19 protein-coding genes are annotated in these 22,214 nt (G+C 40.5%); 17 read left to right on the top strand and 2 right to left on the bottom strand.

Features of this window, described 5'->3' with window-relative positions; translation table 11 throughout:
• Positions 1 to 44: 44 nt before the first annotated feature.
• From B3V51_RS08540 to B3V51_RS08460, 17 genes are all read left to right on the top strand, one after another.
• Positions 45 to 2,324 (top strand): GNVR domain-containing protein, encoded by a 2,280-nt coding sequence (locus B3V51_RS08540; protein WP_286708253.1) that lies wholly within the window; start codon positions 45 to 47, stop codon positions 2,322 to 2,324.
• A gap of 113 nt (positions 2,325 to 2,437) precedes the next feature.
• Positions 2,438 to 4,357 (top strand): polysaccharide biosynthesis protein, encoded by a 1,920-nt coding sequence (locus B3V51_RS08535; protein WP_286708252.1) that lies wholly within the window; start codon positions 2,438 to 2,440, stop codon positions 4,355 to 4,357.
• A 40-nt stretch (positions 4,358 to 4,397) separates the two neighbouring features.
• Positions 4,398 to 5,675: a Vi polysaccharide biosynthesis UDP-N-acetylglucosamine C-6 dehydrogenase TviB gene (gene tviB / locus B3V51_RS08530; protein ID WP_286708251.1), complete on the top strand. Its 1,278-nt coding sequence runs from the start codon at positions 4,398 to 4,400 to the stop codon at positions 5,673 to 5,675.
• 18 nt (positions 5,676 to 5,693) lie between these two features.
• The gene (locus tag B3V51_RS08525; protein ID WP_286708250.1) at positions 5,694 to 6,647 is read left to right on the top strand and encodes a Gfo/Idh/MocA family oxidoreductase; all 954 of its coding nucleotides are present in this window, start codon (positions 5,694 to 5,696) and stop codon (positions 6,645 to 6,647) included.
• Positions 6,648 to 6,651: 4 nt separating this feature from the next.
• Positions 6,652 to 7,215 carry a hypothetical protein gene (locus B3V51_RS08520; RefSeq protein ID WP_286708249.1) on the top strand — a complete coding sequence of 188 codons (564 nt, stop codon included), beginning with the start codon at positions 6,652 to 6,654 and terminating at the stop codon, positions 7,213 to 7,215.
• Positions 7,215 to 8,294 carry a DegT/DnrJ/EryC1/StrS family aminotransferase gene (locus tag B3V51_RS08515; protein ID WP_286708280.1) on the top strand — a complete coding sequence of 360 codons (1,080 nt, stop codon included), beginning with the start codon at positions 7,215 to 7,217 and terminating at the stop codon, positions 8,292 to 8,294. Before B3V51_RS08520 ends, B3V51_RS08515 begins: the two co-directional genes overlap by 1 nt.
• A 6-nt stretch (positions 8,295 to 8,300) precedes the next feature.
• On the top strand, positions 8,301 to 9,668 hold the full coding sequence (locus tag B3V51_RS08510) for a lipopolysaccharide biosynthesis protein (RefSeq protein WP_286708248.1): 1,368 nt from the start codon (positions 8,301 to 8,303) through the stop codon (positions 9,666 to 9,668).
• Positions 9,669 to 9,721: 53 nt separating this feature from the next.
• The gene (locus B3V51_RS08505; protein ID WP_286708247.1) at positions 9,722 to 11,035 is read left to right on the top strand and encodes a hypothetical protein; all 1,314 of its coding nucleotides are present in this window, start codon (positions 9,722 to 9,724) and stop codon (positions 11,033 to 11,035) included.
• A gap of 6 nt (positions 11,036 to 11,041) precedes the next feature.
• Positions 11,042 to 12,154, top strand: a complete 1,113-nt coding sequence (locus B3V51_RS08500; protein ID WP_286708246.1) for a glycosyltransferase family 4 protein — start codon at positions 11,042 to 11,044, stop codon at positions 12,152 to 12,154.
• Positions 12,151 to 13,221: a non-hydrolyzing UDP-N-acetylglucosamine 2-epimerase gene (gene wecB, locus B3V51_RS08495; RefSeq protein ID WP_212563766.1), complete on the top strand. Its 1,071-nt coding sequence runs from the start codon at positions 12,151 to 12,153 to the stop codon at positions 13,219 to 13,221. Before B3V51_RS08500 ends, wecB begins: the two co-directional genes overlap by 4 nt.
• A gap of 6 nt (positions 13,222 to 13,227) precedes the next feature.
• Positions 13,228 to 14,460, top strand: a complete 1,233-nt coding sequence (locus B3V51_RS08490) for a glycosyltransferase family 4 protein (protein WP_286708245.1) — start codon at positions 13,228 to 13,230, stop codon at positions 14,458 to 14,460.
• 1 nt (position 14,461) lies between these two features.
• Entirely contained in the window at positions 14,462 to 15,055 is a 594-nt protein-coding gene (locus B3V51_RS08485; protein ID WP_286708244.1) for a sugar transferase, read from the top strand.
• Between the two features lie 23 nt (positions 15,056 to 15,078).
• Positions 15,079 to 15,717: an acetyltransferase gene (locus tag B3V51_RS08480; RefSeq protein WP_286708243.1), complete on the top strand. Its 639-nt coding sequence runs from the start codon at positions 15,079 to 15,081 to the stop codon at positions 15,715 to 15,717.
• Positions 15,718 to 15,775: 58 nt separating this feature from the next.
• Complete coding sequence (locus B3V51_RS08475; RefSeq protein WP_286708242.1) at positions 15,776 to 16,984, top strand: DegT/DnrJ/EryC1/StrS family aminotransferase; 1,209 nt, start codon at positions 15,776 to 15,778, stop codon at positions 16,982 to 16,984.
• Between the two features lie 61 nt (positions 16,985 to 17,045).
• The gene (locus tag B3V51_RS08470) at positions 17,046 to 18,524 is read left to right on the top strand and encodes a capsule assembly Wzi family protein (protein WP_284719168.1); all 1,479 of its coding nucleotides are present in this window, start codon (positions 17,046 to 17,048) and stop codon (positions 18,522 to 18,524) included.
• A 229-nt stretch (positions 18,525 to 18,753) separates the two neighbouring features.
• Positions 18,754 to 19,632 (top strand): bifunctional methylenetetrahydrofolate dehydrogenase/methenyltetrahydrofolate cyclohydrolase FolD, encoded by an 879-nt coding sequence (folD, locus tag B3V51_RS08465; protein WP_286708241.1) that lies wholly within the window; start codon positions 18,754 to 18,756, stop codon positions 19,630 to 19,632.
• A gap of 99 nt (positions 19,633 to 19,731) precedes the next feature.
• Positions 19,732 to 20,250 (top strand): phosphate-starvation-inducible protein PsiE, encoded by a 519-nt coding sequence (locus tag B3V51_RS08460; RefSeq protein ID WP_277077607.1) that lies wholly within the window; start codon positions 19,732 to 19,734, stop codon positions 20,248 to 20,250.
• Positions 20,251 to 20,315: 65 nt separating this feature from the next.
• On the opposite strand, the gene corA is transcribed toward B3V51_RS08460, so the two are convergent.
• Entirely contained in the window at positions 20,316 to 21,470 is a 1,155-nt protein-coding gene (gene corA / locus B3V51_RS08455) for a magnesium/cobalt transporter CorA (protein ID WP_379542909.1), read from the bottom strand.
• Between the two features lie 154 nt (positions 21,471 to 21,624).
• Entirely contained in the window at positions 21,625 to 22,014 is a 390-nt protein-coding gene (locus B3V51_RS08450) for a DUF2237 family protein (RefSeq protein ID WP_058024362.1), read from the bottom strand.
• Between the last annotated feature and the right edge of the window lie 200 nt (positions 22,015 to 22,214).

Below are 22,214 nucleotides of genomic sequence, written 5' to 3'. Positions count from 1 at the left end.
TAATGCTTATCCGACGAACAAGCTGAAGTGGTAGACCTATAGTTATGAGTACAGATTCGAAAAATTTATCAAACCCTGTTTCGAAAGAAGATAATGATGACATTGATCTTATGGCGCTGCTATTTGCCATTTTGCGTGGTTGGAAAATCATCGTATTTTTTGCTGTGTTAGGCCTGATAATTGGGGTTTTGTATAGTAGATATGTCAACCCTACCTTTAAGTCAGATGCACTTATTCAAATTGAAGAGAACTCCAAAGGAGTTGCAGCACTAGGGGCTGATATTTCTGAGTTAGTTGGGTCGGAAGTTAGTAAAGCCCAAGCAGAGGCAGAGCTGATAAGGTCACGTATGATTTTAGAGCCTGTTGTCAGTTTATTGCATTTACGTATTCGCCTATCTGACCCTAATATTGGAACTTTAGATAGAATAAAAAGTGATAGTACTGCGACTCAAATAAATAAACCTGAAGGTGTGTCGCTTAAAACTAAAGATGGTGAAGTAGAAATTAGTCAGTTTAATGTATCTCAAGAGTATTTAAATCAATCATTTAGCTTGATACGCTCAGAGACTGGATTTGTCTTAAGTAACGGCTTTGAAGATTTTAAAGGTGAGATTGGCCAGCCCCAGCAGTTTAGAGGCACAGATGGTCAAATTCAAATCACAGTAAATAATTTACCTGCCGATGGTTATTTAATCAATCTTACTAAGCAGTCTCTTCAAATGACGACAGAGCGGTTAAATAGTGCTTTATCTGTGGTTGAAAAAGGCAAGCAAACAGGTATTATTCAGCTGTCTATGACCGGAGACAATCAGCAACAAACCAGTTTGATCCTAAAACAAATCGTTTTGTCTTATATTGATCAAAATCAGTCTCGTGGCTCTGAAGAAACCACTAAAACCATCAGCTTTATGGAAACTCAAATCCCGACCCTAAAGAAAAGGTTGGAGGATTCTGAAGCAATATTCAATGAATTCCGTAAAAAATACGGTACTATTGATGTGGCGAAAGAAGCCGAATTGCTCTTAACCGAAAGCTCGCAAATCGAGCTACAGCTCAATGAGCTAAAATTGAAAAAAGCGGATCTCACTACTTATTATACGGAAGAGCATCCATTAGTCATTCAAATTAATGATCAACTTGCGGTACTTAATGCTAGAAGACAAGAAATAGATAACACTATTGCAGGATTACCTGAGATACAAAGAGAGTTTTTACAACTATCAGCTGATACGACGATCAACAGAGAGATCTATCTCACGCTACTCAAAAACTATGAACAGTTAAAGATCGTCAAAGCTGGTCAAATTGGTTTCGCTCGTATCATTGATTTACCAATCAGTACCCACCGAGCGATCGCGCCAAAGAAACTACAAATTATCATATTGGCGATGTTGTTAGGGGCGATGCTTGGAACAATGCTCGTACTCCTGAAAAACATGCTTAGAAATGTGGTTAAAGACCCTGAACGTATCGAAGCAAAAACGGGTGTACCTGTGGTCGCAACGATTCCTCGTTCACCTCTACTGACCAGATTACGTAAAGATAAGAAAGTGCCTAATCGTTTGCTGGCCTATGCTGATAGTAACAGCTTGAGTTATGAAGCCATCAAAAGCCTAAGAACGAGCCTGATGTTCGGTATGACGACACCAGAGCAAGGGGGCCAAAGGGCGAAAGTTATACTTATCACTGGTGAGAGCCCTGGCGTTGGTAAATCATTTATCTCGGCCAATCTAACGGAAGTTTTTGCTCAGTTAGACAAGAAGGTGCTGATTATGGACGCAGATATGCGCTTGGGTGAGCTGCATAAAATATTTGGTATGACCCAATATAACGGTTTGGCCGACTATCTATCGCAAGATAAATTATCACAAAATATGACTGATTTTGCGCAGAATAACGCCCAAGTCCCAGAAGCTATCACCACCCAAAAGATCAGTAATCTAGCGAGCTTTATCCATCCGACCAATATAGATAATATTGATTTTATGCCAAGAGGTGAGCATCCACGCAATCCTGCATCGCTGTTGTCTGATAGCAGGCTCAATAACCTAATGACAGAGTTGAGTCTACATTATGACTATATCATTATTGATTCACCGCCGATCCTCGCAGCTTCCGATGCAATGATACTGGCGCAATATGCTAATAAAGTATTGATGGTAACTAGATACGATAACTCAATTGAGGGACAGCTGGTCTATGCGGTCAATCAAATGAATAAGGCAAATATAGAGGTAGATGGAATTATCTTAAATGACGTACAGCAGGGTATCATGAGCAAATACAGCTATCATTATAGTTATGCCTATGGTAACAACCAGTAGTATGCTATTAACTAACTTAGTTCTTAAAAATGATATGGACTGAATAGACAATCCATATGGTTGAAAAGTCTTTACATAGTGTCAAACGTAAGCCGAAGCTTATAGGTGGAAATGTGTTGCAATCTATCGCTCAGTACCTGTTGTCGCTGCCAAGATATATCAAGCGTCTGATTTTGATTAGCGCAGACTTTATAATGGCTATTGCTTGTTTGCTGTTGTCACTATTACTGCGTTATGGTTACGTCGAGCTTCATGTTAGTTGGTGGGCATTGGGTCTCTATGCATTGATACCTGTGGTCAGTCTGTATTTCATAGGGTTCTATCATAGTGTATCTAGAGGGTTCCTTGATACAGTCATGAGCGGTGTGTTGCAACTATTCGTTGTATTAATCGTGTTCTATGAGCTGATTATTTATTTTGATCTATTGCCACAGATACCTCGATCGACTCCAATTTTGTTTTTGTTTTTTCTTTATATTTGGCTGTGGAACAGTCGCTTGACAATCAAAGAGCTATTGAAAGGATGGCAAGGTAAGCGTTTTGATAGTAGGCTTATAGGTTATGATAATATTTTGATTTATGGTGCAGGTGAAGCAGGGCAGGAGTTGCTGAAAGGTTTGAGTAACTCACATAAATATAGTGTGGTTGCTTTTGTTGATGATGATCGTCAGCTAACAGGTGCCCATATTATGGGGAAAAAGATTTACCATACTGATAACTTATTGGATATCGTAAATACCCTTGATATTGCCCAAGTGTTTTTGGCAGTACCCTCTATTAGCCGTGCCCGCAAGCGCAAAATTATTGAGAAGCTTTCACATATCTCTATTAAGATAAAAGAGCTACCCAGTCTACAAGAATTGGCTGACGAAAAAGTCACTGTTAGCCATATGCGCAAGATCGATATATTAGACGTATTAGATCGCCAAACTGTAGACCCAGACGAAGAGTTGCTGAAGAAAAATATCGCTCATAAATCTGTCTTGGTAACAGGGGCTGGTGGCTCTATCGGTAGTGAGTTGTGCCGTCAAATCATCAAAAATAAACCAACTTGTCTGGTGTTATACGAGCTGTCAGAGTTTGCCCTTTATAGTATTCATCAAGAGCTTTTGGCAAAACAGGCTAGTAGTAATGAATATCAGGACATTCAAATCGTATCCATTATTGGCAATGTGACTGATGAGCATAACCTTATGAGGATATTTCAGACTTATCATGTACAAACAGTCTACCATGCAGCAGCATATAAACATGTGCCTATGGTCGAGCACAATCCGTTTCAAGGGGTTATTAACAATAGTCGCGGTACTTACCATTGTGCGCGTGCTGCTATTCGATCAGATGTAGAAACTTTTGTTTTGATATCTACTGACAAAGCTGTTAGACCTACTAATGTGATGGGTGCCACAAAGCGTTTAGCTGAGCTTGTGTGTCAGGCATTAAGTTATGAAGCCAATTCAATCAAGCCAGGTAGCAAAACCTGTATTAGTATGGTTAGATTCGGCAATGTGCTAGGCTCATCAGGATCTGTGGTGCCTGTTTTTACCAAACAAATCGAACAAGGTTTACCTATCACTGTCACCCATCCTGATGTCACGCGCTATTTTATGACTATCCCAGAGGCTGCTAATCTAGTAATACAGGCAGGTGCTATGGCGCAAGGTGGTGAGGTTTTTGTTCTTAACATGGGAGAGCCAGTAAAGATTGTCGATCTGGCTCAGCGCATGATTCATCTAAGTGGTCACGAAGTTAAAGACGATAAGCATCCTAATGGTGATATCGAAATTGTCTTTACAGGTCTTCGTTCTGGTGAAAAACTGTATGAAGAGCTCATAATTGGTGATGACAATGTGGAAGAAACTGCTCACCCACTTATCATGCAAGCGATGGAGCATAGGTTTTCTTTAACAGATCTTGAGCAGGTATTAGAGAAGTTACCAGAAAAATCTCAATTATACGACGTTGTATGGTTAAAGTTGCAGTTCAAACATTTTGTAGATGGATATAAAGAAGACACTACAGTTCACTCCTAATTTGGAAAACATTCATTGATAAGGTTGGTTGATAGATACTATGTTAAATATTGATAATATTAAAATTGCCGTCATCGGTCTCGGCTATGTGGGTCTACCATTAGCGGTCGAGTTTGGTAAGCATCTTCCCGTCGTTGGTTTTGATATAAATGCTAAGCGAGTACAAGAACTCAGAGAAGGCTTTGATGGCACGCTTGAAGTTGATAGCGAGGCTCTAAAGGCAGCTAAATCATTAACTTTCACCACTCAATTGAGCGAAATTGCTGGCTGCAATTTTTATATTGTGACAGTACCGACACCAATTGATGAAAATAACGCACCAGATCTTACTCCTTTAGAAAGTGCCTCTGAAGCAGTAGGAAAGGTCATTAAAGCTGACGATATCGTAGTTTATGAATCTACTGTCTACCCTGGGGCAACAGAAGAAGTCTGTATTCCAATCATAGAAAAAGCATCTGGCCTAACCTTTAATCAAGATTTTTATGTTGGTTATAGCCCAGAACGTATCAATCCAGGTGATAAAGTAAACACCTTAACTAAAATTACTAAAATTACTTCAGGCTCGACACCAGAGGCAGCTGATTTAATTGATAGTCTATACTCTTCCATTATTACCGCTGGCACTTATCGAGCAAACTCAATTAAAGTCGCTGAAGCTGCTAAGGTTATCGAAAATACACAGCGTGACTTAAATATCGCTATCGTTAATGAGTTTGCTAAGATCTTTAATATCATTGGTATAGATACACAAGCGGTATTGGATGCAGCGGGTAGTAAATGGAATTTCCTTAAGTTTAAGCCAGGTTTGGTTGGTGGGCATTGTATTAGTGTGGATCCCTATTATTTGACTCATAAAGCTCAAGAGGTTGGTTACCGTCCAGAAGTTATCCTTGCCGGCAGACGTATCAATGATGGTATGGGTCAATATGTGGCTACACAAATGGTCAAAAAACTGGCGCGTAATAAAATACATATTGATGAAGCTAAAGTACTTGTGCTTGGATTTACTTTTAAAGGTGACTGTCCTGATATCCGTAATACTAAGATTATCGATATTATCAAAGAATTAAAAAGCTTTAATATCAATGTTGATGTTTATGACGATTGGGCTGATAAGCAAGAAGTATACGAGCATTACGGCATTGAGTTGATCGATGATTTGCATAAAGGCTATTACGATGGTGTCGTGGTTGCCGTTGATCACAGTAAGTACAAGCAGATGGGCGTAGAGGCTATTAGAGCGCTTGCTAAATCAAACCATGTTGTTTACGACGTCAAGCATGTATTCCAAGAAGGCGAAACAGATATTCGTTTATAAAAACTTAAGGATAATAGAATGAAAAAATTTGCACTGATTGGCGCTGCTGGTTATATCGCTCCACGTCATATGAAAGCCATTAAAGAGACTGGTAATGAGCTATCTGTCGCCTATGATATCAATGATTCTGTCGGTATTATCGATAGTATCTCACCTAGTAGTGAGTTCTTCACCGAGTTTGAACGCTTTAGCGATTATTGTTATAAATTAAAACGTGATAACAATCAGAAGATTGATATCGTTTCAATTTGCTCACCAAACTACCTGCATCATTCTCATATTGCCGCAGGTCTTAGAATGGGTGCTGATGTTATTTGTGAAAAACCTTTAGTGCCAACAGAAAGTGTACTTGATGAGTTAATTGAGGTTGAAAAAGAAACAGGTCACAAGGTTTATAATATTCTTCAATTGCGTCACCACGATGCTATTTTAAAGTTGAAAGATAAAATTGCTGCTGCCAATCGTGAAGAGAAATATGAAGTCGAATTAACTTATATTACATCACGCGGCAAGTGGTATCTTGAGAGTTGGAAAGGTGACCTAAATAAATCATTCGGTATCGCAACCAATATCGGTGTACATTTTTTTGATATGTTGCACTTTATATTTGGTGATCTCGTAGCTAATGAAGTCTACTATACTGGTGAAACCAAAGCGGGTGGTTACTTAGAGTATGACAAAGCGCGCGTGCGTTGGTTCTTATCTATTGATGCCAATGACCTGCCTGAAAGCGTTAAGGGTAAGCAGCCGACTTATCGTTCTATTGATATAGAAGGTGAAGAGATTGAGTTTTCTGGTGGATTCACAGACTTACATACGATCTCTTATCAAGAAATACTTGCAGGACGTGGTTATGGTTTAGAGGATGCAAGATTTGGCGTCAAAACTGTAGAGTACATTCGTCATGCGAAAGACGTAGTTACAGACGAATCTAAGTTACATCCTTATTTAAGTAAATTTTTATTAGGATAGTAATATGAATAATAATGTGCAAATCCATCCTTCAGCAGTTATTCATACAGACGTTATCATTGAAGATGATGTTTATATAGGTCCCAATTGTATTATCGGCTATCCACCCGAAGATAAAGCTGTATTTCCCAAAACGCCGTATACTGTTCATATAGGTTCAGGTACAAAAATTACTGGAAATGTAACCATTGATGCAGGAACTATTAAAAATACATACATTGGAAAAGATTGTTTTTTGATGAAAGGAGCTTATGTAGCGCATGATGTCGTCATTGAAAATAAAGTCACTTTATCTAGCCATGTTATGCTTGGAGGTCATGTAAAAGTGATGGAAGGCGCTAATCTAGGTATGGGCTGTATTGTTCACCAGCGTCAAAAAATTTGGCATTATTGTATGATAGGTATGGGTGCCATTGTCACTAAAAAACTAGTTATTGAGCCTTTTTCTATATACGTTGGAAATCCAGCAAAGAAAATAGGAACGAATGACAGAGGTCTTGAAAAAAGTGGATTTGATGAAAAAGCAATGACTGCTATACAAGAAGAATTCAACGCAAGCAGGTTATGATTATGCAATTTATAGACTTAGCGGCCCAACAGGCACGTATTAAAGAAAAAATTGATGCTGGTATTCAAAAAGTACTGAGCCACGGTAAGTATATTCTTGGTCCTGAGGTCAGCGAGCTTGAAGAAAAGCTAGTAGAGTATACGGGTGCTAAATATTGTATTACTTGTGCCAATGGTACTGATGCATTACAGATTGCACAAATGGCATTTGGAATAGCTCCTGGTGATGAGGTGATCACGCCAGGGTTTACTTATATTGCGACAGCGGAGACAGTTGCTGTACTAGGCGCTACGCCTATTTATGTGGATATCGATCCACAGACTTACAACTTAGATGTTGAACAGCTTGAGGCTGCCATTACACCGCGTACCAAAGCCATCATCGGTGTTAGCCTGTATGGGCAATGCGCAGACTTTGATGCTATCAATGCTATCGCAGCAAAGTATAATATTCCAGTGATTGAAGATGCTGCTCAAAGCTTTGGTGCTAGCTATAAAGGTAAGAAGTCCTGTAATTTAACGACGGTTGCCTGTACGAGCTTCTTCCCCAGTAAACCATTGGGTTGCTATGGTGATGGTGGTGCTATCTTTACTAATGATGAGGCACTAGCGACCGTGATGCGACAAATTGCGCGTCATGGTCAAGATCGACGCTATCATCACATCAGAGTGGGTGTGAATAGTCGCTTAGATACCTTACAAGCAGCGATACTACTACCTAAGCTTGAAATCCTAGATGATGAAATGCAAGCACGTCAGCGTGTGGCAGAGACGTATAATCAGCTCTTTACTGAAGTGGGCATGACAACGATACCTTTTATCGAAGCACACAATCAGAGTGCTTGGGCGCAATATACTATCCAAGTGGATAGTCGTGACCAGATACAGGCTAAGCTAAAAGAGCAGGGCATCCCGACAGCGGTACATTATCCGATACCATTGAATAAGCAGCCTGCGGTTGCTGACTCTAATGCGATACTACCAGTAGGTGATGCGGTCGCTGAGCGTGTGATGAGCTTGCCGATGCATCCTTATTTAATGCTTGAATCACAAGAGAAGATTGTAAGATCTTTAGGTTAGTGCTACATGATGAAAAGCTTTCTTGAAAAAATTAACAGTAGGCTTGATGCTCAAGGGGGCTTTTTAAAATCAGTATCACTATTAGCAGGTGGAACAGCTTTCGCCCATGTTATTACTATTCTAATACTGCCATTTGTGACACGTCTTTACAGCCCAGAAGACTTTTCTAAACTAGCTGTGTACAGCGGCTTATTAGGAATTTTTTCAGTAATAGCTTGTTTAAGGTATGAAGTGGCTATTCCTTTACCTAAAAATGATAAGATCGCAGAAAGCCTACTGATAATTTCAATATTTAGTAGTATTACTTTTTCGCTGATATTAGCGAGTGTACTTTTATTGTTTCCTTCATATATAAAGCAAATAATAGGTAATGGATATTTCTCACAAATAACTTGGATATTACCTCTAGGGGTGTTAGCTGCAAGTCTATACTCTGCTTTTAAATTTTGGTCTACTAGAATAAAAGACTTTAAATCTATAGCTCAGACCAAAATTCAACAATCGACGTCATCTGGTGTAGCCCAGTTGCTGCTAGGTTGGTTAGGCTATACCTCTATTGGTTTGCTAATGGGCCAGTTGTTATATAGTAGTGCAGGAGTATTTAGTTTAATAAGAAGAAAGAGTCGTCTAAGAAAAGTAAATTATGCTCAGCTAAAGACAACTTTCAAAGAGTACATCCAGTACCCCAAATATTCAGTTGGTGAGGCTTTATTCAATACAGCTGGCGTGCATTTACCCATTTTAATCATAGCTGCTGTAGCGGCACCGAAAGAAGCAGGATATTTGCTTCTAGCTTCCAAAATCATGGTTATACCCATGGTTTTAATAGGAGCTTCAGTTTCTCAAGTATACTATGCCCATGCTAATGAAGCTAAATTCGAAGGTAAACTTGCAGAATTTACGTACGACACGATGCGTAAGTTAGCATTAATTGGAAGCGCTCCGTTATTATTCATAGGTATATTAGCACCCGTTGTGTTCCCGTTAGTATTTGGTTCTGAATGGGAGCGTGCTGGAGTATTGGTTGCTTGGATGACACCTTGGTTTATTATACAGTTTGTTGTATCGCCAGTATCCATGGCTTTACATGTTAGTAATAACCAACGTCTGGCAGTAATATTGCAGTTTATAGGCTTAGCCTTCAAAGTTGCGATCGTGTGGTTAGTCTTTAAGGTTACTGAAATATATATTTCAGAGGCTTATGCAGTCAGCGGTTTTTTGTTTTATTTGATTTATTTGTTTGTACTGAAAAAATCTTTACATTTGAGAAGTGTTCATAAGATTTTTTTTAGTAAAAAACAGATTTTCTTAATGGTAACTGTAGTGAGTATTGCTTTAATTATCTCTGAGATAATTAAGTGGTTATTTGTATAACATTTAGTTTTTGATTTTACATTCTTAACTATATTAATTAACACAAGAAATTTATGTCAAAAAAACTGCAAGCCAAATCTTTTTTCAAAATTATAATGCTAGTTATTAGCTTTAGGTTGTTGCTAGATTATGGGTATATAAAATTTGTCTATCCTCTATTTGAATATAGCGGATTTAACTACGAATTTAACCTTACAAAGCTATTCATATCATGGTTTGTAATCGTCTTAGTTTTTTTAATTGTCTTTTTAAAAAAAAGAAGCGCGTTAATCTATATATATTTCTTGATATACTCAATTACAGTTGTGCCCAATAGTAGCTATTATGCCTTATCAGGAAGCAGTGAACAATCATTTTGGGCAACTACAATAGTATTCACTCTCATATTAATTTTTATACCGGCTCGGAAGAAAAAGTATTCTTACGAGAATGGTCTTAGCCAAAAGAAACGAAACATAATAATAACGATCATAGCAATAATATCATCGGTCAACCTACTATATTTAATATATTCAACTAGGGGGCAGTATGTATTATCTTTTGAGGATGTATATGAGTTTAGAGCAGATAATACTGCGAGTTACTCTGGAATCTTTGGTTACTTAAATAACTGGACTCCAAAGATATTTGTTCCCTTCTTAATTGCTGTAGGTTTTATTCGTAAGAGTAGGATTGTTATTTCATCAAGTATGATGTTTTGTTTGCTTCTATTTGCTTTTACAGGTCATAAATCAATTCTATTGCCAGTTATTCTTTGTGTTTTTCTGAGTTTGGCTTTTAAGTCAGGGTCTGAAGATAGATATTTTGAACGTTTTTCTATCTTATGCTTGTCAGGTTTAATAGCGATTTCGGCTATGGGGGTCGGGTGGTATCTTTGGGATGGAGAGTTATTCCTTGGCTCCATATTATTTAGAAGAGCTTTTTTCGTTCCAGTTTATTTAAACGATATTTATTTTGATATGTTTAGTGATTTATATGATCCTATTTACTGGTCGAATGGGCTTCTGTCTTCTTTTTCTATTTATCCCTATGGCAATGAACCAATCACTAGAATCGTTGGTGCTTATCTAAACTTACCTAATCTAAATGCTAATACTGGTTTTATAGCGTCTGGATTTATGCAGGCTCGATATATAGGTATGGCGCTTTATACGTTTATCCTTATTGTTATTAATATTATGTTGGCCAGGGTATCTAATCGAATCAATCCATTAATGTTTAATGCTATTCTATTGCTACCATTTCTTACGTTATTTAGTAGCTCAGATTTACCTACAACGATGCTTACACATGGATTGTTGATAGCAATTATAATATTGTACCTCTACAGTGGCGTGTTAAAATTTAGTACATCCTCACAAAGGTAATTAAAAATGAGAATTGTTCATTTAACCTCAGTTCATCCAAGATACGATATTCGAATATTTCTTAAGCAATGCTCTTCACTTGCAAGGAAATACCAAACTGCGCTGGTTGTAGCTGATGGTCTTGGTAATGAGGTCAAAGATGATGTATCGATTATTGATGTTGGTAAATTTAAGGGTAGAAAAAACAGAATGTTAAATGCCCCTAAAGCATTATTCAAAAAAGCAATTGAATTAGATGCTGATTTATATCATCTGCATGATCCTGAACTGTTACCAATAGCATTAAAACTTAGGCGTGTGGGAAAAGTTGTAGTTTTTGATGCTCACGAAGACTTTCCTAAGCAAGTCTTATCAAAGCATTATCTAAATACACACGTTGCAAAACTCATATCTATCTCGATAAAATATTATGAGAATTATGTCTGCTCCAAGCTTGATGCCGTAGTGACAGCTACACCTAGTATCCGAGATAAGTTTGCAAAGCATACTAAAAAAGTAGTAGACATTAATAACTATCCTTTGCTGGGTGAGTTACAGTCAATTAATAAGGATTGGGCAAATATAGTTGAAGAGATTGCCTATGTTGGAGGGATTTCTAAAATAAGAGGGATTCAGGAGGCGGTCGAGGCGTTAAGTTTAACCAAAACGAAAACAAAATTAAATTTAGTGGGTCGTTTTTCTGATCAGCAAACATACAGTTTGGCTCAAGCTAGCTCTGGTTGGCAATATGTCGATGAGCTAGGACAGTTAGATAGAGAACAAGTTAAAAGAATTTTGGAAAGATCAATCGCAGGCTTAGTTACTTTCTTGCCTGTTCCAAACCATATAGATGCTCAACCAAATAAAATGTTTGAGTATATGAGTGCTGGTATACCAGTTATTGGGTCTAACTATCCTCTTTGGGTCAATATCATAGAAGGTAATGATTGTGGTATTTGCGTAGATCCAGAAAATCCAACAGCAATTGCACAAGCAATTGATAAATTAGTATCAAATAAAGACTTAGCGGAAGCGATGGGCAAAAATGGCATCAAAGCAGTTAATGAAAAATATAACTGGGCTATCGAAGAGAAAAAATTATTCAAGCTATATGACGAGTTATTAGGAACTAAATTATGAAAATTCTAACAGTAATCGGTGCACGTCCCCAGTTTATCAAAGCCAGTGTGGTATCTAAGGCGATTCAGAATAGCTCGATATTAGATGAAAAGATTATCCATACCGGTCAGCATTTTGATGCCAATATGTCGAACATCTTTTTCGATCAATTGGGCATACCTAAACCTCATTATCAGCTCGATATTAATAGTGGTAGTCATGGCTCTATGACAGGGCGCATGTTAGAGCAGATTGAAGAAATTTGTCTGGCGGAGCAGCCAGACAGATTGATGGTTTATGGTGATACCAACTCAACGTTAGCGGGTGCCTTGGCGGCTGCAAAATTACATATTCCTGTCGCTCATATCGAAGCTGGATTGCGTAGTTTCAATATGCAAATGCCAGAAGAGATCAATCGTATTTTGACAGATCAGGTCAGTGATATATTATTTTGCCCAACAGATACGGCGGTAAGTAACCTGAAAAATGAAGGTTTTGATAAAAAGCCTGTTCAGGTGCTAAACGTAGGCGATGTCATGCAAGATTCGTCTTTATTCTTCTCTGAGCGTGCCGTTAAAGGATCATCATTGGTGGATGTGCCTAATGAAGGATTTATAGTAGCCACTCTGCATCGCGCCGAGAATACAGATGATACAACCCGCCTAAAATCTATCATAGATGCTTTGAATTATATTCATGAAAATATACGACCTGTCATCCTCCCATTGCACCCTCGTACCCAAAAAGTAGTCAAGTCGCTTGGTCTAGAGCTCAAAATGTTGGTATTAGAGCCGGTAGGTTATCTTGAGATGATTTGGTTGCTTAAGCACTGTGATGCCGTAGTTTCAGATAGCGGTGGCGTGCAAAAAGAAGCATTTTTCTTTAAAAAGCCATGTGTGACGATGCGTGACCAGACAGAATGGGTTGAGTTGGTAGAACAGGGCGTCAATGTGTTGGCTGGTGCTGATACGCAAAAGATTATTCAATGTACTGAAGCTATGTTAGGTAAAACTATTGAAGATCCATTAAGTTTGTATGGCGGCGGACATGCCTCTCAAAATATTGTTAATATATTAGAAAAGGCTTAGTCAATAATGAGTAAGAGTAAATCCATTTGGATTATCAATCAATACACCTCAACGCCAGAGACTGCGCAGGGTGGACGTCATTATTATTTTGCTAAATCATTAGCACGTCTTGGTTATAACGTTCATTTAATAGGGGCGAGTTACACGCATTTTCTAAAAGAGCCTATATACGTCGCAGATGATTTTAAAATAGAAGAAGTACAAGAGAACTTTAGTTTCGTGTGGGTAAAGGTTGCTCAATACCCTGAAGCCCACAGCAAAAAAAGAATAGCGAACTGGTTTACTTTCGCTTGGAAACTGCCTAAATTACAAGATGTTTTAACAAAGCCTGATGTGATTCTTTATTCATCTCCCTCTTTAGTTGGCTATTTAGGCGCAGAGAAATTAGCAAAGAAACTAAATGTGCCTCTCGCTTTTGAAGTACGAGATATTTGGCCTTTGACATTGTGTGAGCTTGGAGGTTATTCAGTCAAGCATCCTTTTATTGTGTTACTACAGGCTATTGAAAAACGCGCATATAAGAACGCTGATTTTGTCATTTCGAATTTAAAGAACTCTTATGAGCATATGCAATCGCTTGGTATGAATACTCATAAGTTTACCTGGATTCCGAATGGTTTTTTAAAAGAAGAGGTTGAGAGTGCTGAACCGTTAGATGCACGTACCATTGAACAACTACCCAAAGACAAGTTTGTGATTGGCTATGCAGGTACTTTTGGTGTCGCTAATGCACTAGACTCATTGATTAGTGCTGCCAGCCAATTAACGCAATATCCTGATATTGCCTTTGCATTGGTTGGGCAAGGAAAATTAAAAGCTGAATTACAAAGCCAAGTTAATAAGCTGGGTCTAACAAATATATATTTTGTAGATGCTATTCCGAAACCTCAAGTGCAAAGCGTATTGCAGACATTTGACGTGTGCTACATAGGTTTAACAAAGGATCCTTTGTTTAGATTTGGCGTATCTCCTAATAAATTGTTTGACTATTTGTATTCGGGTAAGCCTATCATATATGCTATTGATTCAGGGCTTTATACGCCAGTGGCAGATGCACAAGCAGGCATACAAATAGAGCCAGAAAATGCACAGCAAATAGTAAAAGCAATACTTGAAATGTACAATATGACACCTGAGCAACGTATTGAGATGGGTAGAAATGGTCATGCGGAAGCTGTTAACTCATACGAGTATGGTAGCTTAACTAAAAAGTTAACTTTTACATTATTTGGTGAATGATTTGATAAAACGACTGTTTGATATTGCAGCAGCGTCTAGTGCGCTTATGGTATTAGCCCCTGTTTATGCGGTGACTGCGTATAAAGTAAAGAAAAACTTAGGCTCGCCTGTATTGTTTCGTCAAGTACGTCCAGGTTTGCATGGTAAACCATTTGAGATGGTCAAATTTCGCACCATGAAAGATGCCATAGATAGTGAGGGTAATCCTTTACCAGATAGCGAGCGCCTAACAGATTATGGTAAGCGTCTGCGTGACAGCAGCTTGGATGAGCTGCCTGAGCTTTGGAATGTCATTAAAGGCGATATGAGCTTGGTAGGGCCGCGTCCATTATTGATGGAATATCTGCCGCTATACAATGATGAGCAAAATCGCCGCCATGATGTGCGTCCTGGCATCACAGGTTATGCGCAGGTTAACGGACGTAATGCGATTGGCTGGGATGAAAAATTTGCGCTTGATACGTGGTATGTCGATAACCAATCATTATGGTTAGACATCAAGATATTGCTTAAAACCGTAAAAAAAGTGATTATCAAAGACGGCATTAGTGCAGAGGGTGAAGCGACGATGAGTAAGTTTACAGGGAATATATAGTTAATAATAATAAGGAAGTCAAAATGCAGCAGTTAATCGGTATATATGGCGCTAGTGGGTTTGGTAAAGAACTGTTGCCCTTAGCGCGTGAACAGTATCCAGAAGCAAAATTCTGCTTTATAGATGATGGATCAGAATACAAAGAGCTTAATGGTTATACGGTTTATAATTATGAAGAGTTTTTAAGCTTAGAGTTTCAAGATAAAGCTGTAGTTTTGGCTATTGCAGATAGTAGGATTCGAGAAATCTTAGTAGCTAAATGTAGCAAAGACAATATCACTGTTTTGTCTACAAAAGCATCTAATAGCATTGTATTAGATGCAGTCGACATAGGAGAGGGTTCAGTACTGTGTCATTTTACCCAACTGACTTCTAATATTAAAATCGGCAAACAGTTTCACGCTAATATTTATAGCTATATTGCTCACGACTGCATCATTGGCGACTATGTGACCTTTGCTCCACGTGTCAGCTGTAACGGCAACATTCATATCCATGACCATGCCTATATCGGCACGGGGGCAGTCATCAAACAAGGCACACCTGATAAACCCTTGATCATTGGTAAAGGCGCTATAGTCGGCATGGGTGCTGTGGTGACTAAAGACGTACCCGCCGGAGCCGTAGTAGTAGGTAATCCAGCACGACCTTTGAGTAAATAATTTGCTAAAACTAGCACACTATAAATCTTATGACTTATTATAAAAAATTGAGAACCTTATGCTAAACACTCCTTTCTCACCATGGCCGAGCTTTACTCAAGAAGAGGCGGATAAGGTCAGTGCTGTTTTGTTGTCTAATAAAGTCAACTACTGGACAGGTCAAGAAGGGCGCGAGTTTGAAAAAGAATTTGCAGCGTGGGCAGACAGCCAATACGCAGTAGCCGTTGCTAATGGCACCTTAGCATTGGATGTGGCATTAAAAGCGCTGGATATCGGCGCAGGTGATGAAGTGATTGTCACACCGCGCACTTTTATCGCCAGTATCTCTTGTGTGGTCAATGCAGGCGCGACGCCTGTATTTGCAGATGTGGATGCCGAGACTGGCAATATCTCGCCTGAGACCATCAAAGCCGTATTGACCGATAAGACCAAAGCCGTCATTTGCGTGCATTTGGCTGGCTGGCCGTGCGACATGGATGGTATCATGACATTGGCAGACGCGCATAATTTATACGTCATCGAAGACTGCGCGCAGGCACATGGCGCAACCTACAAAGGACGCAGTGTCGGCAGTATCGGTCACGTAGGCGCATGGAGCTTTTGCCAAGACAAGATCATGACCACTGGCGGTGAAGGCGGTATGGTCACCACCAATGATGAAAACTTGTGGCGCAAAATGTGGGCGTACAAAGACCACGGCAAAAGCTACGCCGCTGTCTATGAAAAAGAGCACCCACCTGGTTACCGCTGGCTGCATGAAAGCTTCGGTACCAACTGGCGTATGCCTGAGATGCAATCGGCAATCGGGCGTATTCAGCTGACGCGCATGAGCGATTGGACTGAGAAACGTACACAAAATGCCCAAGCAATTTTGGATGCCTGTGCGCGTTGGGAAGACAAAGGCTATATGTCTGTACCTCGTCTAGAAAACAGCGCCGACTTTGCTGATGCCAAACACGCTTACTATAAGCTGTATGTTTATGTAAAGCCTGACAATCTCCCTGAAGGCTGGACACGAGATGCTATTATTGCAGCGATTAATGAGCAAGGCGTGCCGTGCTTTTCAGGCTCGGCGTCGGAAGTGTATTTAGAAAAAGCCTTTGATGATACAGGTCTGCGTCCAGAAATCAGGCTGCCAATAGCCAAACAATTGGGTGAAACCAGTTTGATGTTTTTGGTGCATCCGACCTTGACAGAGGCAGAGATTACGCAAACTGTTCAGGCTTTAGACAAAGTTCTTGCCCGTATCGATGCGGATGCTAAATAAATAATGATTCATTAAAACTTATCTATTCTGGATAAGTACACTTTATAAAGAGTAGATAATTATGTCTAAACAAAGAAAGTACAAGCAGCTGAGTGTGTTAGTAGGGCTGGGTATGATATCCATGCTGGCCTCAGCACAGAATTTGTATATGAATGATATGAAGCTCAAGTCAGAGCTAGAATGGTTAAATGCGCAAGGCGTCACTCACATTAGTACCAGTACATGGCCTTTAACTGCTAATGAAATTACAAAAGCAATCACCACGGCTCAGGTGAGTACTGACGCGCAGCAAAAAGTACTACAGTCAGTCCGTGCCACACTTGCTAAAAACCCCAACTCCTTGGTGAAGGCTGAAGTAGACGCTTATGTACAGACCGATCGTCAGCAGTTGCCGCAAACTTTTGCTGATGACCATTTAGCAGGGCAAGAGGTTTCAGCAGCGCTCAGTTTGAGTGAAGAAAATTGGGAAATGAAACTTCAAGCCAATCTAAAAAACGACAGTTTGCTCGAAGACAGTAACGACTTGAGTTTTGAAGGCTCATATATTGCTGGCTCTGCTGCCAATCAATGGTTGATTGCCGGTCAGATCCCGACATGGTGGGGTCCTGGTACTGACGGCAGTTTGATTCGTGGCGATGCCAGTCGCCCTGTTGCAGGTATCACCATGCAACGTGATGAGCAAAATGCACCAACCTCGCCCTATCTTTCATGGGTTGGTCCATGGCAGTATCAATTATTTGCAGGTCAGCTTGAAGATTATGATGCCGTACCAGATGCTAAGCTATTTGGTGCTCGTCTGACGGCCAGTCCTTTACCATGGCTAGAAGTTGGTGCGTCTCGAACCTTTATGTGGGGCGGGGAAGGTCGTCCAGAGAGTTTTAGCTCCTTTGGTGATGCTATTTTAGGCACTAAAGATAATGGTGACAATGGTGCGACGATTGGTGAAGACCCTGCTAATCAATTAGGTGGTTTTGATGCGCGTATGAATCTTGCGCCTTTGGTAAATATCCCAGCCACAGTATACGCACAATATGTGGGCGAAGATGAGGCGGGCGGGCTACCAGCGAAGAACATGTACCTTGCCGGTGCTGACTACGCTTCGGAAGCTTATGGTATGCCATATCAATTGTATACAGAATATGCAGACACACGTACTAGTGGTAAAGTCCGAGGCGTATCCTATGATCATAGTACATATACCGATGGTTACTACCAGCAAGGCTATCCACTCGGGCATTCTTTGGGCGGCGATGCAGAGAGCATATCAGTAGGTGGCAAGCTATGGCTAGATAGTCGAAACTTTGTCAATACAAAACTGCAATATGCTAAGGTTAATCAGTCAGGAGAGTTGGATCGTCGCACTGGAAAGTCTGATAACCAAGCCTTTCCAATGAAAGATAAACTGACCGCTATTGACATATCATGGGCGCATCAGTTGAATCCAAAAACTTTAGTGACATCTCGCTTATGGGGCGTAGACTCTGATACTCAGTCAAGTGATATTGGAGCAGGCGTTGGGCTAGAGTTTCAGACTTATTAGCCCAGGCCTATAGCGGCTAATAAATAACGTGAATACATGAGAGTCAAATGGTCTACTAAATGATAGTAGGCCACTTTTTTATTGTATCCCAATACACGCTAGGATTTTGCAGCGTACACAGGTACAATATTATTATCAGTCAAAGGTTGACGAAGCAAAAGACAGGCATGCAAAGTACTTGCACGCGCTGTCTTTATTTTTTTATATCGTATCCTCTATTGGAGTTACTATGTCTATTGCCCACGAGTCCGCCACCGTTTTGGACGGCAAAGCACTTGCCAAACAAATAGAACAGGATCTACGCACGCGCGTGGATGCGATCAAAGATAAAACGGGACGCACCCCAAGCTTAGCGACGATATTGGTTGGTGACGATCCAGCCTCTGCCACTTATGTCCGTATGAAAGGCAACGCTTGCAAGCGTGTTGGCATGGACTCTATACGTGTTGAGATGCCAAGCGCCACGACCACTGAGCAGCTCATGGCAAAGATAAATGAGCTAAACAGCAATCCAGACGTACACGGTATTTTGCTACAGCATCCTGTCCCTGAGCATATTGACGAACGTGCTTGCTTTGAGCAAATCGATTTGGCAAAAGACGTCGATGGTGTGACTTGTCTTGGTTTTGGTCGTATGGCGATGCAGCAATCCGCTTACGGCTCATGCACACCGCAAGGCATCATGCATCTATTAGAGCATCATAATATCGAGCTTGCGGGTTTGGAGGCTGTGGTCGTAGGGCGTAGTGCTATTTTGGGTAAACCAATGGCGATGATGCTATTGAATGCGAACTGTACGGTGACTATCTGTCATTCAAGAACGCAAGATTTGGCGGCGCATATCAAGCGTGCCGATATTGTTGTTGGTGCTGTGGGTGTGCCTGAGCTGATCAAAGCCGCTTGGATCAAAAAAGGCGCGGTAGTCGTTGATGCTGGTTTTCATCCAACGGATAACGGCGGTGTTGGCGATATCGAAATGCAAGGCATGGAAAACATTGCTAGCGCGTATACACCAGTGCCAGGTGGTGTTGGCCCAATGACCATCAACACGCTTATTCGCCAGACAGTCGATGCGGCTGAAAAATCAGCAGGTTTGGGTATTAACTAAAAAGATAGTCATGTGAGTGCTGATCGCCAATAAATAACGGGCTTGAGGCAAAGTAGCCCCAGGCCAAATCAACCACCTCTTAGTTGATAGGACCTAAAAATGGCTAAAAAAGACGTAGGTATTCATGAGCGACTACAAGGTATTGGTAGAGAGTTTGTCGATGTCTGTCATTACGTTATCTTATTTTTAATCAGCGTGGTGGTGGTCTGGACGGCAGGTAAAGAGTTTATTTATATTGTCCAAAAAGGCTCAGCGGATTTAAAAGATATTTTGATGCTATTCATTTATCTTGAGCTGCTGGCTATGATAGGGATTTACTTTAAAACCCATCGTCTGCCCGTACAGTTTTTGATATTTATTGCCATAACGGCTTTATCACGACATCTAGTGGTTGATGTGCAGGCAGTGTCAGATTATTTTCATCTATGGTTGCTGGCCACCATTTCTGTGGCAATCATGCTATTGAGTGGGGCTATTGTCATACTCACTTGGACGGCAAAAACATTTGGTCGCCCAGAAGACAATCTTGATAAGCAGTATGCAAATTTAACGGTCAAGGCTATACTGCCTGATAATGCGCAAGATCCAGACAGCCATACCAAGCACCGCCGCGAATAATGATTGACGATCAGCATAAAAAAGGGCTACCACTGGTAGCCCTTTTTTTGTGTATGAATGAGTTATCACAGCCATTTGAGTCGCTTAAAGTTGTAATACAAGAAGCTACAAAGAGCGATGATGATTATCATAATAATGAAGTAAGCGTGTTTCCAATGCAGCTCGGGCATAAAATCAAAGTTCATACCGTAAATACCAGCGATAGCGGTTGGGACGGCAAGGATACCCGCCCAGGCGGCAAGTTTACGAACGACTTCGTTCTGTCCCATATTGACCATGGCCATATAAGTGTTCATGACCACACTTAGCATCTCATTTAGACCGTTAATGGCATCCAATGAGTGCAAAAGGTGATCATTGACATCACGGAAATATGGCTTGGCTGCTTGAGAAAACCCTGAGACTATCTCGCTCTTTTTATGATTGATAAAAAAGCTACAGATATCTTGCACAGGTAAGATAATGGCACGCATATGTACCAGCTGTGATTTGAGCTGGTACAGATTTTTTAATGTGCCTTTATCAAATTCATAGGTGAAGACATAACGCTCTTGCTCACGCAAATATCGTCCCAATCGATCGGTGATCGGCATATAGTTATCAACGATAAAATCGAGTATGGCATGGAGTACAAATATCGGCCCCATGCGTAGCTTTTCTGGGCGACGATGACAGTGCTCGCGTACAGGCGCATAGGAGTTTGACGGACCATTACGAATCGTAATCAGGTAGTTTTTGCCCATAAATATCGCAGTCGTACCATAACGAATGACATTGTCTTCAAGCTTGGCGGTACGTATCACGACAAAGACCATATCATTGTCGTAGTTCTCTACCTTGGCTCGCTGGTGATCGGCAAACGCATCTTCAACCGCCAACTCATGCAGATCAAAAGCGTCTTTGACTTTTACCATGGTTTCTAGGCTTGGGTCGTAAAGACCGAGCCAAATAAACTGACCGTTATTACTCAGCGCACGGCTCACATCGGTAAGTGCCACTTTATCTAGATTTTCGCCTGTTTTTCGCGAATACGCATAGCAATTAACCACCTCATCTTTACTTGATGAATCAATATCTTCATAACGCTCAGAGTCAGGATCGTAGACCGTCATGGTCTCGATGGTATCCTGAGTCGTGGCTTCAGCATCGCCGTAGATATAGCTGTCATCGTCATCTAGGTAGAGATGCCTGTCATTCATATTGGCATAAATGTGGCTCATATTAGAGTCAGGTGCAATGTGAGCCGTTTTTTTGATTAATTGGTTGTTGTCGTTTTCCACACACCCTCCTGTCATATAATAAACAGCTGCAAGAATCAAAACTTGTCTTAAGCAAAGCCATTATCATTTGATCGCACTATCTATGAACAACCTTTTACAATGCATAGCTTTTTAGCGTGTCGATATCTACCAATGCCAATAGGCTCTCGTGGCAAGCTTCTAGTTTTATCTGCGGGGCAATGTCAAAATCTAGTGCTTCGACCCAACGCAGGGCGCAGATACACCAGTAATCACCAGGCTTGAGACCGGCAAAGTTATATTCAGGTAGCGGGGTGATAAGGTCATTGCCACGACTGGCTGAGAAGTTTAAAAACTCGCTGGTCATCTTGGCACAGACGGTATGTTGACCAACATCATGGTTGCCCGTATGACAAAAGCCATTGCGATAATAGCCAGTGATAGGGTCGAAGCAACAGCTGGCAAGCGCTGTGCCTAAGACATTGGTTTGGTTGATGGCAGGGTTTGGGTGGTAATCAGATGACATAAGGCTTCCGAGATAAAAATATGTGTTAGTGTACCATGAGTCGGTATTGATGACGCTGCCGTAATCATGCTCATCAGTGTATGTATAACAAAAAATAAACGCTATTGTGGTCAGTCAATGCCGAGCTGAATATATGAGTGCCAACGGCTACCTCTACCTCTACCGTACTAATGAGAAGCACTTAGACGGTAATTAGATGC

The sequence above is a fragment of the Psychrobacter sp. UBA2514 genome (assembly GCF_002341255.1).
Taxonomy (GTDB): domain Bacteria; phylum Pseudomonadota; class Gammaproteobacteria; order Pseudomonadales; family Moraxellaceae; genus Psychrobacter; species Psychrobacter pacificensis.
Note: the sequence above shows the minus strand (reverse complement) of the source record. Positions and strands in the feature narration are given on the sequence as shown.